The organism is Thermococcus aciditolerans, assembly GCF_008152015.1.
GTDB classification, from domain to species: Archaea; Methanobacteriota_B; Thermococci; order Thermococcales; family Thermococcaceae; genus Thermococcus; species Thermococcus celericrescens.
The window spans coordinates 623926-638086 of sequence record NZ_CP041932.1; the positions used below are offsets into that span (position 1 = coordinate 623926).

Below are 14161 nucleotides of genomic sequence, written 5' to 3' on the forward strand. Positions count from 1 at the left end.
ATTGGCCGGGAGCTCACATGCCCCCGCTCACGGCCAATTCGATTATCTTCCTTATCTCCACAAGGAACTCCATCGGGATGTCCCTGAGCATCGGTTCGAGGAAGCCTTTGACTATGAGCTGGGTCGCCTTCTCCTCGCTCAGACCGCGTGACATCAGGTAGAACAGCTCCTCCTCGCGTATCTTGCCTATCGCAGCTTCGTGGCTCAGCTCGGCGTCGTCAACCCTGCTGACGAGTCCGGGGTAGGTCTCCATCGTGGCTTTATCACTCATCAGCAGTGCGTCGCAGCTTATGTGCCCTTTAGTCCTTGGCGCCTCCGCCTTTATGACGCCCCTCGTTATCACGGTGCCCTCGTCCATTATGACGGCCTTGCTGGCGTTTATTCCAGCGGCGCCCCTGCCCTGGAGGTACATCTCGCCGCCGAGATCAACGTACCAGTCCTTCTGGCCGAGGATTATTCCGTTCAGCTCGACATAGCCGTTCTCGTCCACCCAGTACTTGGGGTTGGCTATGTTGCTCCTGCCCGTTCCGAGACCAACGGTGGTGTTGATGAAGCGCGCTCCTTTGCCGATTCTCGCCCTGGTCATCGGCCTCGTGTGAACGTACTCCGGCCAGTTCTGGAGGACGGTCAGCTGGGCCTTGGCCCCGTCATGGATGTAAGCCTCGGTCATGTCGAGGTGGAGGGAGTGCTTGAGCAGAATCGGCGCGGTACAGCCCTCGATGAGATGGAACTCCGTGTTCTTCTCGGCGAGTATGATTATGTGCGGCGCCTGGGCCAGTGCGCTCTCCTGGATGAGGAAGAACAGGTGCAGCGGGAACGGAACTTTGAGACCCTCCTTGAGGTAGAGGAAGATTCCACCGTTCCACACCGCGGTGTGGTAAGCCGTAAGCTTGCTCTCGTCCGCCCGGAACATCTGGAGGAAGTGCCTCTTAACGACGTCCGGGTACCTCCTGACGGCCTCTTCCATGGGCAGGACTATGAGACCCTTCTTCTCCCATTCCTTGAGGAACTCGTTGTAGATGACGCCGGTGTCCGTCTGAACCGCCAGGCCGGCTATGTACTTCTGCTCGACCTCGCTTATGCCCAGTCTGTCGAGGAGGGCCTTCATCTCCGGGGGCAGGTCATCGAGACTCTCGATGTTCTCGGGAACGCCGGCTATCTCCGGCTTGGCGATGAACTTAAGCAACTCCTCCTCGCTGATTATGGGGTCCCTGTGCGGGGCCCTCTCGAATGCTTCGAGCGCCTTGTACCTTATCCTCGTCATCCACTCCGGCTCTTTGTTCCTGCGTGCCAGGTTCTCTATCTCCTGTGCTATGATCTCCTTGGCCTCCTGAATGGTCACGGAGTCGGAATGGGGGTTCATTCTCCCACCTCCTCGAATATCCTGCCGAAGCCCTCGCTCTCTATCCTCTCCACCAGCTCGCCGCTTCCGGTCTTCACTATCCTGCCGTCCTTCATGACGTGGACCCTGAGCTTCTCCCGATCGAGGTGTCCGAGTATCCTGCCGTAGTGTGTGATGAGGAGCACGGCCGTGCCGTGCTGGTGTAGCTCCTCTATCTTCCTGCTGATGACGCTCAGAGAGTCAACGTCGACGCCGCTGTCGGGCTCGTCGAGGATGAGAAGCTTCGGCTCTATGAGGAGCGCCTGGAGGAGCTCAAGCCGCTTCCTCTCGCCGCCGGAGAAGCCAACGTTAACGTAGCGGTGAAGGTCCTCCTCCCGGAACCACAGCTCCTCCGCCTTTTTGACTATCCTGTCGTAGGCCTCTACGGGATCAACGCCCTTCGTCTCAACCAGAACCTGCTGGAGGAACTCGATGATCCTAACGCCCTCAACCTCGTGGGGGTGCTGGAAGGCCAGCATTATCCCCCTCCTGGCCCTCTCGTCGGGGCCAAAGCCGGTTATATCCTCCCCGTCGAAGAGTATCCTTCCACCCTCCACGGAGTACCTGGGATGACCGGCTATTGTGAGGGCCAGTGTTGATTTCCCAGAGCCGTTCGGTCCCATGACAACGTGAAACTCACCGGGATTCATCTCAAGGGTGAGGCCTTTGAGTATGGCCCTGCCCTCTACCGAGACGTAAAGGTTCTCAACTTTGAGCATTAGCTCACCTCCGTGGGTAACGTGGATGGGACGTTTTTTAAGTATTTCCGGACATGAATGGGAACCACGAACCGAAACGTGGCGACCAGGAAAAGCTGCGGGCGACGGGAGAAGAGAGAGGGAAAGTTCAAAGGGAAAGCGGGATGGCCTCCCTTATGCGCCTGAGAAGCTCATCCTTCCTCTCGTTGTCTACGAGGGCGATCTCGAGGACCTGGTCGATGGTCTCAACCGGGAATATCTGTATCTTCTCCGCCTTGTCCTTGCTGAGGAAGACGTCCTTCTCGTTGGCCTTGGGGATTATGACGGTCTTTATGCCGGCCTCGATTGCGGCCTCTATCTTCGGCGTGGCGCCTCCTATCGGGAGCACCTCACCGAGGACACTGAGCGAGCCCGTCATGGCAACGTCCTGCCTTATCGGTATCTCCTCCAGCGCGGATATAACCGCGGTGGCCACGCTTATGCTCGCCGAGTCGCCCTCGACACCCTCATAGGTCTGGAGGAACTGGACGTGTATATCGTAGCGGCTTATGTCCTCGCCCTTGTAGCGCTTGATTATCGCCGAGACGTTCTGAACTGCTTCCTTAGCTATCTCGCCCAGCTTTCCGGTGACTATAATCTTGCCCTCCTCCTTGCTGGCGGCGGGGGCGACGACCGCCTCTATCGGCAGGACTATACCGCTCTGCTCGCCTATGACGGCGAGACCGTTCACGCGGCCGATTCCCTTGCCGTCCGCCTTGATGACCTGGTACTCCTTCTTCCTCTCGATGTACCAGTCGGCGAGCTGCTTCTCGAGCGGCTTTGCCATTCTGACGGCCTCTATCACATCCTCCCTCTCGACGTACTTCCTGCCCTTCTTGACGGCTATGTCCCCCGCGGCCCTAACGATACCGCCGAGGTCGCGGAGGCGAAGGGTAAGGTGCCCCTTTCTGCCGGCCCGCTTCTGGGCCTCCCTGACTATCTCCTCAACGGCCTCCCTGGTGAAGTGGGGTATCTTTCCGTCGCGGATTACCTCCTGTGCGACGAACTGGACGAGCTTCTTTCTGTTCTCCAGGGTGTCCGGCATCGTCGTGCGCATGTAAACCTCGTAGCCGTAGCCCCTTATACGGGAGCGCAGGGCAGGGTGCATCTTGTCAACGGTGTCGAGGTTCCCAGCCGCGACGAGGACAAAGTCGCACGGGACCGGCTCGGTCCTGACCATTGCTCCGCTCGACATCTCGCTCTGGCCGGTTATTGGGAACCTCTTCTCCTGCATCGCGGTGAGGAGGCTCTGCTGCATCTTGAGGCTCAGGGTCGCCACCTCGTCTATGAACAGGACTCCCTTGTGGGCGCGGTGTATCATTCCGGGCTCCACCCTCTCGTGGGCGGGCGTTCCGAGGCCGCCGCTCTGGAACGGGTCGTGCCTGACGTCGCCGAGGAGCGCGCCCGCGTGCGCGCCTGTAGCGTCGATGAACGGTGCCTTGGTCCTGCCGCAGTTGTCCACGAGAAGCTTCGGAACGAGAACGGAGCCCTTGAGGCGCATGTTGGAGAGCGCCATTATGGTGAGTATAACGACAAAGAGACCCATCAAGAGCGTCGTCGCGCTGAAGTCTATGAAAAGGGCAAGCATGACGGTGAACATAACGAACAGCAGGATGTACGATTTTATACTCTCCTGGCCCTTGGCCTTCTCCCGGTACTTCTCGACTATCCGTCTTCCCTGGCAGGCGGGGACGGTCTTTATCTTGGGCATGTTCTCGTCCTCTGGGTTCGGGAAGACCAGTATATCCTCGAGGTTCTCCGTCGGGAGAAGCTCCGCCATGGCCTGACCGAGCATGGACTTGCCGGTTCCGGGTTCTCCGATTAAAAGGACGTGCCTCTTCTGGTTCGCCGCGGTTCTGATGACCTCGACCGCGTGTTCCTGGCCGATGACCTGGTCTATTAGCTTCTCCGGAACCTTGATCTCCTCGGTGGTGCTGAAATCCACACCCAGCTCCAGGCTCTCGCCGTACTCCCTGGGGGCCAGGGCCTCTTCAATCTTTTCTTTGTCCCCCATTTTTCTTCCCTCTTTCGTTCTCTCAACTCTGAATGCTCGGGGCGATTTATAACTTTTTTGAGGCACCTGAGAAAAAGCTAAAATAGTGCATAGAATCCATAATGAATGGTGAAAGCGATGAGGGTAGAGGATCAGATAGTGTTTACGGCGCATCACGGGAACTGGAAGGTGGCGGACAGGCTCCTCGATATGGACGATGAGAAGGTGGCTCACTTCATAGCGAGCATCGCCAACACGGTCAACGCGAAGATACCTGAGTACCTCACGGAGGTCATGAACGTCGCGGGAATATCGAGCCTCGCCGAGGAGCTGGCGCAGAAGAACCTGAGCGATGCTGTCGTAGCGCTCAAATCCCCGGGAACCGCGAGGAAGCTGGGCCAGCTCGTCTTCGAGGACGACAAGAAGCTCAGGAAGCACCTCGTTGACGTCGCCAAGGCGCTCCTCGTCAGGGAGGTTCTCTCCAAGAAAGCCCCCGTGGACTACCCAGAGGGGCCGCTGAGCGAGGTCAGGATAGTCTTCCCGTACAACGAGGACCACGTCAACTTTACGGCGTTCCACCTCAGCGCGGAGCACGGCAAGTGGAGGGCCGTCCGGAGGCTCATAATCGACGACAAGACGCCGATGGCGGACGTCGCAAGGCTCCTCGCGGGCATAAACGAGAGCATAACCCTGAAGCTCCCCGTCTACGCGGGCATCGACGTGGATGGAATAGACGCATGGTTCGGGGAGTTCAAGAAGGTTAGAAAGGCCGAGATCCCGGCGGTCGTTGAGAAGTACCTGCACTTCCCGGCCGAGAACTACGCTCCCAAGCCGTTCGTTGAGCATGCTCGTGTTTACGCCCTGAGGAAGGCCCTGGAGAAGATAGGCCTGCCCCTCGATGTCCCGGCCAAGAGCCTTGAGAAGTACCTGGAGAAGAAGTGAACCTGAGGGAAGTGATGAAGCCGAGGACACCCGAGCGGTGCCCCAGCCGCAATGAGGAGTCTTCGCTTCGCTGATTCCTCTTTGGAGGTGGAAGAATGAAGGAAACCGTCTTTACTGAGAGGGCCCCGAAGCCGATAGGTCCCTACAGCCAGGGGATCATTGCGGAAGGAAGGCTCCTCTTCGTCTCCGGACAGATACCGATAAACCCCGAAACCGGGGAACTTGTGGACGGGGACATAGAGGAGCAGGCCAGGACGGCGATTGAGAACCTCTTGGCGGTGGTCGAGGCCGCGGGGGGAAGCGCCGAGAACGTGGTGAAGGTCACGGTTTACATCAGGAACATGGGTGACTATGCCAGATTCAACGAGGTTTACAACCGCTACTTCTCCAACTCCAAGCCTGCCAGGGCGGTTGTTGAGGTCTCAAACCTACCTAAGGGCGTGGCGGTTGAGATAGAGGCCATCGCCGTCCTCTGAGTCTTTTCCTATTTTCATAGACCAAGAAGGTGAAAGCATGGAAGTCGTGAGAATAAGGAGAGAGCTGCTCGAATACCTGCTGGAGCTGGCGCGCGAGTTCTACCCAAACGAGTTCGCTGGTTTCCTGAGGGAGAAGGACGGGGTCTTCGAGGAGGTTCTCATAGCCCCCAACCCACACTTCGGCACGAGCTCGGCTTTCTTCGACACCTGGATGCTGCCCTACGACGAGAGCATAAAGGGAACCGTCCACTCACATCCGGGGCCGAGCGCCAGGCCCTCCCAGGCGGACCTCCACTTCTTCTCGAAGTTCGGAGGCGTTCACCTGATAATAGCGTATCCCTTTACGGAAGACGCTGTCAGAGCGTACCTGAGCAGCGGCGAGCGCATCAGGATGGAGATAGTGGACTGAGGCCACCGCGCAAGGGATCGACGCTCGTTCATGTGAAAATTCTTAAAAAGGTGGGCCGCACTAAGAGTTTTGGTGTTGGACATGAAGGTGCGTGACGTCCTGGACAAGCTGGACGAGAAACAGAAGAGGACAGTGATGCAGTGTTTTGAGACATGCAACATACCCGACCTCGACAGGGAAGTGGACATCCACGTCGATGACGAAACGATGAGGTTCCTCAAGGCGATATCCAATCCCCTGCGGTTCAGGATACTCAAGCTTCTGAAGGATAACTGGATGTGCGTGTGCCTGATATCCAAGATACTCGAGCAGGACCAGACCCTGGTCAGCCACCACCTCCGTACCCTAAAGGCCCTAAACCTGATCGAGGAGCGCAAGGAGGGCAAGATGCACTTCTACAGAACCAACAAAGATGTGCTCGAGGAGTATCTCACAAAGGTCCGTGAGGGGCTGGTGTGACCGTGAACGAGCACCAGGAAAAAGTTGACAGGCTCGTCAGGGAGTTCGGCGGCTACTGGAGCCCCTTCGAAATGCTCGCGGCGCTGGTAGAGGAGGTCGGTGAGCTGGCTGACGAGCTTCTGAAGGTCGAGGGTGTAAAAGGCACGGGGGAGAAGGAACGTCTGGAGGAGGAAATTGGCGACGTGGTCTTCGCACTTGCCTGCATCGCGAACTACTACGGTGTCGACCTCCTCACTGCGCTGGAGAAAAGTGTGAAAAAGTACCGGGTCCGCGATGGAAACAGATGGAAAGAATCCGATGAAGACTCAGAAAAATAAAGATATTTCACTGTAACAACTGGTTTCACTGTATAACCAAGTTTTACGCATATACTACCTCCGTGGAGTGACCGAGGGGTTAGAAATAATCCAACTTATAGAAACATTTTTATAATCGAATGGCCAAACTAGGATAAAAGCACCCGGAGGTGAAGGGATGGCGGATAAAATAAACGGAATAGACATCCGCATTTTAAAGCTCCTCTCAAAGAACGCCCGCCTTACTTACAAGGAGCTCGCCGAGATTCTCGGTACCACCAGACAGAGAATATCCAGGAGGATGGACCGTCTCGAGAGGAACGGCGTCATAAAGAAGTACACCGTTATACCCGACTACGATGCCCTCGGCTACGTCCATGTGATCCTTGGAATAACCGTCAAGCCGTCGGTCAACATCGACGAGATAATCCCCACCCTGGTTGAGGACGAGAACATCAAGATCATCCAGCGCGCCATCGGCTCCCACAGCCTGGTCATACACATAGTCGGGCCAAAGGACATGAAGGAGCTCGAAAAGATCATCTCAGAGGTCTCCAGGAAGATACCCGGAATCGATACTCTGGATATAACATTCGTCACAGAGACCGTCAAGTTCGAGGTTCTTTGATTTCCCTTACTTCCTTCGTCAACCGCCGAGAGAAAGAATAATAAACGCACCGCAGCACTTCTTCCCAAGGTGGCAACGATGCTCGAAAGAATCGCCATGGACTTGGCAGTGGTCGCTGGGCTGGGCCTTGGCTCGTACCGATTCAAGGCCCTCGACGCAAAGGGTGCCGTCGCAGCGGCGGTGCTAGGGCTTGTTGTCATAGAGCTCGGCGGGATTTATCCGTTCCTGGCCATGGTGGCCTTCGTTGTCATCGGCGTTCTTGCAACCAAGTACCGGTTTATGGAGAAGGTCAGACTCGGCACGGCCCAGAGCAGAAACGGAGTCCGGGGCTGGGGCAACGTCCTTGGAAACGGGCTCGCTGCCGCCATCTTCCTAGTCTTCGAGCAGCTGTCCCATATGGATGTCTTCTGGGCGGCGACGTTCGCGGCCATTGCAACCGCAAACGGGGATACCCTTGCCAGCGAGCTCGGAAAGGTTTTCGGGAGGAGCCCGAAACTGATAACCAACTTTAAACCCGCCAGGCCAGGAACCAATGGCGCCGTGTCATGGGCAGGCGAGTTCTTTGCCCTTGCCGGAGCGCTGGCGATAGCACTGTTTGCCCTCCCCCTGACCGCGGAGAAGGGCCTCATGCTCCTCGCGGTGACTCTGGGCGGCTTCATCGGGGTCAATCTGGACAGCCTCATAGGCGCCACCCTGGAGAACGAGGGCATCACCAACAACAACTCCACCAATTTCCTGGCCTCACTCCTGGGCGGCTTCGTGGGCGCTGGCCTGTTCTACCTCCTCAACGGAGGGGCGTGAGATTTTAAAACCTCAAAGGGAATCCTCCCCTGGCGGATGATGACTACGGCGGATTCCCGAACGGTGAGGACGACCTTAGGGTCTGACGCCTCGCCAAAGCATAATTCAAGAATTGAAGAATTAAAGAAAAACTCAGGTTTTTTCCTCCCGCTTCCCTGTGTATTCCTCGTAAACCTCCCAGAGGGACACGAGTGCGGCCGGAATGCCGTGCTCGGTGGCAAAGGTCATGTACGGGGCAAGGTCGATAACGTAATCCGCGAACCTGAAGAGACCCCTCGGAATCCCTTCTCGGGAGCCAATGAACACCACGACCTCCTTCGCGTGGAACATGTCGCGCGCAAGCCTCTCTCCAACCTGTGCCACGGTTGGGCCCTTGGGGTCCGTTATTATGAGGAGCCTTTTGTCCCTCCTTTTGTCGCGAACTACCTGATAAAGGTCCCACACGCTGACGGGAACCTTCTCAACCTTCCATGGATAGCTCTCACGCTGTATTCTGTGCCTGCTCTCCTGACCAACCCTGACCCCTTTGATGAACTCGGCCAGCTCAAGGGCATCCATCTTCCCCTTCGGGGCTATTATGAGTTCCTTCACCTCGAAGGCCTGGGCGGCCCTTCCGATCTTCTCCCCAAAGGAGCGGCAGACCTTGTAGCCTCCCCAGTACGGCATCTGGACCACCGTGACCTTGCGGAAGAGCTCCCTGGCGTCCCTCTTGTCTGGAGTGAACTTCCTGAACTCCTCGCCCGGGAGAACCGAAACGTATGCCCTGTCTCCGATTATCTCAACCTGAACAACCTTGTCCGGCCAGCTGAGGTTCACGTCGGCGCCCGTGAGCTCGCGCACCTTTGCCCCGAGCTCCCTGTTGACGTCGATGCTTGAGAACCCGTGCTTTCCGCGCCTCTTTGTCTTCACTGCGAAGGTCTCGTTTTCCCCTATGAGCGGGGCTACCTTCTCGGCGGTTTCAACGATCCTCTCAAGCTCGGCCGGAACCTCCGCGAGAACGGGAATGACCCTCTCGATCTCGGGAATGCCGAGCATCACCTCGGCCGCGTTCTCGTCCCCAGTCTCCACGATGACGAGTCCGTAATAGCCCATCGGAGAGATCCAAACCTCTGCGTCCGGGAGCGCCTCCCCGATGTAATTGGCCGCAACGCCCTCCATACCCTTCTGAGTCTTCACGAGAAACTTCATGACCGCACCTCCTCTCCGCTATGGAAGTCTCTCAAATCCGTGAACTTCAAAATCGCTGTCAAATGTAAAAACCCTCCTCAGACCAAGCCTCTCCATTATAGCAAAGCTGAGGGAGTCGAAGATGTCTATCCCTTTGCTGTCCCGGTACTTAAAAAGAGCTCCCATGCACGTGACCAGTCTTTTTCGGTTTCGTTTTCCATGTATATGAACCTGCTGGAGGTAATGGCCTCGTACTGTTCCCTAGTGACATCTTTTCCCACCCGCTTTGCTAGTCCGTTCAGGTACTCAACGAGCACCGGTCGGGAGAGAAGAAACACCGCACCCATTTTAAGGGAGTCCTCCAGAAAGGCCACCGCGGCTTGATGGTTTTTGTCCCGCGAATTAAAAAGCGCTATGAGAGCACTTGTGTCAAGGTAGATAATCTCCGGTCTTATTCGCTTTCCCATTCCACGGTCCCCCAGTCTTCGCTCTCGCTGGCGTTTTCCTCAAGTTCCCCCCTGCCAACCAGCTTCCATATCGGGTCGCTTTTAAGGTTCTTGGTTAGAGTGTTCTCCTCTGCCTCTATGTACCTCTCTATGGCCTCCCTTAAAACCTCCTTCAGGGGCTCCCTCTTCCGGATGGCTATCATCTTCAGCATGAGATAAAGACTCTCATCTATCTCTGTCTGAACATGTTTTGTGGCAGATTCCATAACATCCACCCCTACATCTAATCGAACTACAAACTTAAAAAGTTTGGCGGATGCACCCATCAAAACTTCAAATTAACTCCAGAAAAGGGAACGATGTTAAAATGTTAGGGGTGAGGCCCTCAGGCCTCTGGCTCGGCGAGAACCTTGATCTTCCTGATCTCGGCCCTCTTGATCGGGTAGATCTTCCTGGCTTCCTTGGCCATCTCAGCGGCCATCTTGCCGCTGACAGCCTCGAGAACGAAGTCCTTGTAGTTAAGCTCCTCGGCCTTCTTGTAGATGATGTCCCTGATGATCTCCCTTATGGCCCTCTCCTGGCTGGTCTGGATGCGCCTGTAGGCGATGACCATACCCATGACGCGGAGCTTGTAGCCGTCCTTGGTGGTGACGTTGTAGATACCGTCAACGCGGGTGGTTCTCCTCCTGACGAGGCTCCTTATGTAGCTCCTCGAGAGGGTGTGGCCCTTGAACTTGGTGTAGGCGTTCTGGCCCTTGACGTCGTAGACCTGGAAGTAGAGCTTGACCTGGCCCTTGGTGAAGTCGCCGGTGAGGTCCTTGAGGGTGGTCTCGATGACCCTTCCTATGACCTTCTCCGGCTCGTCGGCCGGGGTAAGGCCTATCTCCTTGCTCCCGAAGAAGTCCGGAGCGTAAACTATATACCACTCCTTGCTCTTCCACTTGTCCTTAGTAGCGGCAGCCTTCTTCCTTGGGTTAACTTTTGCCATCTTAACACCTCCACTTCACACCTTTTCGGTCACATCTTCGGCGATTTTGATTGAAAACACCAAATCGTCCAGCGCTTTGATGAGTGTTTCAATCTCACCCGAGTATTTAACCTTTGTTATGACGTCCCCATTTTCCCATCGGGTCAGCACATTTAAACTTTTCTTTAGGCCATCCGGAATGCCCGCGTTGTCCACTTCGAGGGACCGGGCTATGGCCTCCGCCCTCTTCGGATCGCCGTAGTGCCAGACCATCTCCACCCTGGCCTCAACCCTCACTGAATTTTCCCTCCCGGAGCTGCCTTCCAAGGGCCTCGTTGAAGAGTTTGATGAACTCCTCGATCCTGTCCCTCGGGAAGCGGATTCCAGCGGCTATCGCATGCCCTCCGCCCTCTCCGCCGAGCTTCTCCGCGACCTCACGCAGTGCATCGCCGAGGTGGTAGCCCTTCTCAAGGGCCCTCTCCGTGGTTCTTGCGGATCCCTTCACGAGGCTCTCGTCCTCGTCGCTGTCGGCCAGCACTACAACCGGCTTCTCTGGGTCAACCAGCCCGGCGTTTATCGCTATGTTGGCGGCGATGCCGACGAGAGTGTCCCTGATGCTCCTGCCTGCGTAGAAGACGTAGGCGTGCTCTCCCTCGTCCGCCATGCTCCAGTTCTGGATTATGAACTTCCTGGCCTCTATCTGTTCCCGCTTGTAATCGTCAAGCATCTTCCAGGCGCGCCTGTAGGCATCCTCGTCACCGAGGCATATCGCAACTCCCAGCGTCCCGGCGTTCAGTCTGCCGGTGGCGTTGAGGAGCGTGGCGAACTCCCTCGCCTCGTGCCTCGGGTCGCCCTCCGGGTAGAGCGGGCTTACCACCACGTCCCCAATGAGCCGGTCTATGGCCTCCTTGGGGGCGCCGTGTTTGATGAGGTGTATCACCAGTGCATCGTGAAGCTTCCGCTTCTCCTCCTCGCGGAGCTGCCAGTACCTCATGTCCGGGTCGAAGCCCTTGGCGCGGAGCCACTCTATGGCCTTCCGCTCATCGCCAGTTACCTCGGGAATCTCCGGGTTGGTGGAGTAGGCCAGCATCTGGCGTAGAGGCCGGCTTTCGCGCCCGAAGAGGCGAAGTTCCTTCCGAACCTCCAGGATGCTGAGATTCTTTCCGTCATCTATGATGTCCGTGTTCATGCCGTGGAACGTGCCGTCTATCTCCTGCATGTCGCCGACGGCGCCGACGAGGGCGATATAGGCCAGATCCCGATTCTTCTCGTTCATCTCCCTGGCGACGAAGTAGGAAACACCTGAACCGCTGAGATCGCGGACGCTGTTGGCGCCAAAGGGGACTGGGTTAACGAGAACGTGGGACTCCGTGGAGAACCCGTCCCTCTCGGGTGGATGGTGGTCCGCAACAACGACCGTGGCGCCTTCAAGGTACTTCTCGATGAGACCCATCGAGCCGCTCCCCAGGTCGCTGAAGACGTATATCCTGTGCTTTTCAGCGGCCAGATCCTTGATGAGCTCCTCGCTCACCTGTTTGACGATGCTGAGCTGGAAGGTCCCGCCCTCGCGCGCCACCGCCCTGGCCAAGATTGCCCCGGCGGTTATGCCGTCCGCGTCGCGGTGGGAGACTATGCGGATGGTGTGCCCTAACTCAATGTGCATTCTGATCAGTTCAGCGCCTTCCCTGGCCCGCTCCAAAAACGCCCCTCTATCCACGGCAGGTTCACCACCGCAGGTTTAAGAAGAAGGAAAGGGATCAGCGGACCAGGAGCTTAGCCTGCTCCGGATCGTAGCGCCACTTGGCCGGGAGCTTGCCGGTTCTCCTGTAGTACTTGACGAGTCTCCTGATCTTGCTCTCGGTGAGCTGCAAACCGCGCCTTGAGTGCTTGTCCTTCGGGTGCATCTCGAGGTGCTTCCTGAGCTTGACGGCCTTCCTGATGAGAGCCATGAGGTCCTCCGGGATGTTCGGCGCGAGGCCGTTCTCCTCAAGGATCTTGGTTATCTTCTTGCCGGTGACGAGCTTGACGCTCGGGATTCCATACTGGTCCCTGAGGATGGTTCCTATCATGGCAGCGCTGTAGCCTTCCTTCCTGAGCTTAACAACGAGCCCCTCAACCTCCTCCGCCGTGTACTCAACCCAGGTCGGCGGAGCGGTCCTCGGTGGCCTCTTAGAACCAGACTTACCCCTCTTTCTCGCGTGTATCCTTGCCATACCATACACCTCCCGGTGACGGCCAGCTCCCGCCAGCCGCCCCTTCGCGTTGGGAATTGAGGGGAGGTTTAAAAAGGTTTGCCCTTAGGACGTATCCCCTGCTTCCCCTCTCGTACTCCTCATGCCATAGACTCACGGCCTTCCTGTCTGGATAATGAAGTTTTAATTCAATCGCCCGCCTGAGTTTTGCTTCTTTTCTCCCCGCAGTGAAACCAATCTCTTTGGCAAACCGCATGACGTCACCAAAGCGGGAAATCCATAGGATGAACATATCAACGTTTGACGAGTACTCCTCACCGCGGATAACGACTCTATGCCCCTTTGAATACAGTCTGGATATTTTGGAGATTATTCCAAGTGCTCCCAACAGCTTTCTAACGAACTCCAAAACCACCAGATCCGAGTTGACTGCGGCAACCTGCACTGTAAAGGTCTTTCCAGCGGATATTGTAGGGAACCCCTCACTATCAAAGAACCCCCTGAGGAATTCCGCCGGATATTCGCCGGCCAGAGAAAACAGCCTCTCCCGAGGGCCACTCAGGAGCTGAAATAGGGTCTTATTGCTCCCTTCCACGTAAAATCTATCCACGCGGGTTGAGTCCCTTTCAAATCCCATCGCGGTCCTAATCCCGAGTTTTTCTAAAGCGTTAGCAAACTCTTCCGCAAATTCCCGGTCAATGACCTTAAGTTTAACTACGTATCGCCCGTTGCCCTTCATGTGGATGCTACCATCTCCCAGGTAAACACCGATTATGTAGGAAAGCTCGGGGGAGGGTTCCATGGAAATGGCTCTGATTCTGTTAAACGGGCTATGCGTACCTTTAGACCAACGAATCACAGTTGCCTTTGAGAGTCGGACATTGTATTCGTCAGAAATCATCCCGACAATTCTCCCATAGCTGTGTCCCTCAGAACGCAGTGCCTTCACACGTTCTACGATCTCATGAAGTTCATCAATATCTAGGTCCTTAATTCGCCGCATGACTATCGATAGCAGTAACGGCAGAACCATAAAAATATTTCGTCTCCGGGGAAATAGGTTCAAGAGCCCTATGGCAGAAAAGTGACATTAAACACCACACAAGAACAGCAATGCACAGAAATAAGCTGGTAGCGGGGGGAAGATTTGAACTTCCGACCTCCGGGTTATGAGCCCGGCGGGCACTCCTAGCTGCCCCACCCCGCTGCTCGACCCGTAGTTAGTGAACCGTGCAGGGTTTATAAATTTTACGGGAGGGATTTATAA

Annotated in this window: 18 protein-coding genes and 1 tRNA gene; 7 read left to right on the forward strand and 12 right to left on the reverse strand. The window is 56.4% G+C overall.

The annotated features are described in order from the left end of the window. Window positions 1-13: 13 nt before the first annotated feature. From FPV09_RS03400 to lonB, 3 genes are all read right to left on the reverse strand, one after another. On the reverse strand, window positions 14-1363 hold the full coding sequence (locus FPV09_RS03400) for an SUF-like minimal system protein SmsB (protein WP_148882383.1): 1350 nt from the start codon (window positions 1361-1363) through the stop codon (window positions 14-16). Further along, window positions 1360-2100 carry a Fe-S cluster assembly ATPase SufC gene (gene sufC / locus FPV09_RS03405; RefSeq protein WP_148882384.1) on the reverse strand — a complete coding sequence of 247 codons (741 nt, stop codon included), beginning with the start codon at window positions 2098-2100 and terminating at the stop codon, window positions 1360-1362. Before sufC ends, FPV09_RS03400 begins: the two co-directional genes overlap by 4 nt. 127 nt (window positions 2101-2227) lie before the next feature. Next, complete coding sequence (gene lonB / locus FPV09_RS03410) at window positions 2228-4132, reverse strand: ATP-dependent protease LonB (RefSeq protein ID WP_148882385.1); 1905 nt, start codon at window positions 4130-4132, stop codon at window positions 2228-2230. A 117-nt stretch (window positions 4133-4249) separates the two neighbouring features. Here lonB and FPV09_RS03415 point away from each other — a divergent pair, with 117 nt between their 5' ends. The 7 genes from FPV09_RS03415 (at window position 4250) to FPV09_RS03445 (ending at window position 8122) form a co-directional block, all read left to right on the forward strand. Beyond that, a complete protein-coding gene (locus FPV09_RS03415; RefSeq protein WP_148883656.1) occupies window positions 4250-5053 on the forward strand; it encodes a DUF2666 family protein in 804 nt (267 codons plus the stop codon). Window positions 5054-5148: 95 nt separating this feature from the next. Continuing rightward, complete coding sequence (locus tag FPV09_RS03420; protein WP_148882386.1) at window positions 5149-5529, forward strand: RidA family protein; 381 nt, start codon at window positions 5149-5151, stop codon at window positions 5527-5529. A 37-nt stretch (window positions 5530-5566) separates the two neighbouring features. Then, entirely contained in the window at window positions 5567-5938 is a 372-nt protein-coding gene (locus tag FPV09_RS03425) for a Mov34/MPN/PAD-1 family protein (protein WP_148882387.1), read from the forward strand. Window positions 5939-6019: 81 nt separating this feature from the next. Then, window positions 6020-6397: an ArsR/SmtB family transcription factor gene (locus FPV09_RS03430; RefSeq protein ID WP_058939529.1), complete on the forward strand. Its 378-nt coding sequence runs from the start codon at window positions 6020-6022 to the stop codon at window positions 6395-6397. 2 nt (window positions 6398-6399) lie between these two features. After that, on the forward strand, window positions 6400-6714 hold the full coding sequence (locus FPV09_RS03435) for a MazG nucleotide pyrophosphohydrolase domain-containing protein (RefSeq protein ID WP_148882388.1): 315 nt from the start codon (window positions 6400-6402) through the stop codon (window positions 6712-6714). Window positions 6715-6871: 157 nt separating this feature from the next. Continuing rightward, entirely contained in the window at window positions 6872-7321 is a 450-nt protein-coding gene (locus FPV09_RS03440) for an Lrp/AsnC family transcriptional regulator (RefSeq protein ID WP_058939531.1), read from the forward strand. A 78-nt stretch (window positions 7322-7399) separates the two neighbouring features. Next, window positions 7400-8122 carry a DUF92 domain-containing protein gene (locus FPV09_RS03445; RefSeq protein WP_148882389.1) on the forward strand — a complete coding sequence of 241 codons (723 nt, stop codon included), beginning with the start codon at window positions 7400-7402 and terminating at the stop codon, window positions 8120-8122. A 132-nt stretch (window positions 8123-8254) separates the two neighbouring features. Here the strand turns inward: FPV09_RS03445 and FPV09_RS03450 are convergent, their stop codons facing one another. From FPV09_RS03450 to FPV09_RS03490, 9 genes are all read right to left on the reverse strand, one after another. Beyond that, window positions 8255-9310: an SPOUT family RNA methylase gene (locus FPV09_RS03450; RefSeq protein WP_148882390.1), complete on the reverse strand. Its 1056-nt coding sequence runs from the start codon at window positions 9308-9310 to the stop codon at window positions 8255-8257. A gap of 125 nt (window positions 9311-9435) precedes the next feature. Continuing rightward, a complete protein-coding gene (locus FPV09_RS03455) occupies window positions 9436-9756 on the reverse strand; it encodes a PIN domain-containing protein (RefSeq protein WP_342781728.1) in 321 nt (106 codons plus the stop codon). Continuing rightward, on the reverse strand, window positions 9741-10001 hold the full coding sequence (locus tag FPV09_RS03460) for a hypothetical protein (RefSeq protein WP_148883657.1): 261 nt from the start codon (window positions 9999-10001) through the stop codon (window positions 9741-9743). The genes FPV09_RS03455 and FPV09_RS03460 overlap by 16 nt, the downstream gene beginning before the upstream one ends. Before the next feature lie 119 nt (window positions 10002-10120). Further along, the gene (locus FPV09_RS03465) at window positions 10121-10723 is read right to left on the reverse strand and encodes a 30S ribosomal protein S3ae (protein ID WP_014012096.1); all 603 of its coding nucleotides are present in this window, start codon (window positions 10721-10723) and stop codon (window positions 10121-10123) included. A 15-nt stretch (window positions 10724-10738) separates the two neighbouring features. After that, complete coding sequence (locus FPV09_RS03470; protein WP_148882391.1) at window positions 10739-10999, reverse strand: KEOPS complex subunit Pcc1; 261 nt, start codon at window positions 10997-10999, stop codon at window positions 10739-10741. Beyond that, window positions 10989-12419 (reverse strand): DHHA1 domain-containing protein, encoded by a 1431-nt coding sequence (locus tag FPV09_RS03475; RefSeq protein WP_148882392.1) that lies wholly within the window; start codon window positions 12417-12419, stop codon window positions 10989-10991. The genes FPV09_RS03470 and FPV09_RS03475 overlap by 11 nt, the downstream gene beginning before the upstream one ends. 40 nt (window positions 12420-12459) lie before the next feature. Further along, entirely contained in the window at window positions 12460-12915 is a 456-nt protein-coding gene (locus tag FPV09_RS03480; protein WP_014012099.1) for a 30S ribosomal protein S15, read from the reverse strand. Further along, the gene (locus FPV09_RS03485; protein ID WP_246112308.1) at window positions 12884-13897 is read right to left on the reverse strand and encodes an LAGLIDADG family homing endonuclease; all 1014 of its coding nucleotides are present in this window, start codon (window positions 13895-13897) and stop codon (window positions 12884-12886) included. The genes FPV09_RS03480 and FPV09_RS03485 overlap by 32 nt, the downstream gene beginning before the upstream one ends. A 126-nt stretch (window positions 13898-14023) precedes the next feature. Continuing rightward, window positions 14024-14101: transfer RNA gene (locus tag FPV09_RS03490), tRNA-Met, on the reverse strand. Window positions 14102-14161 lie beyond the last annotated feature (60 nt).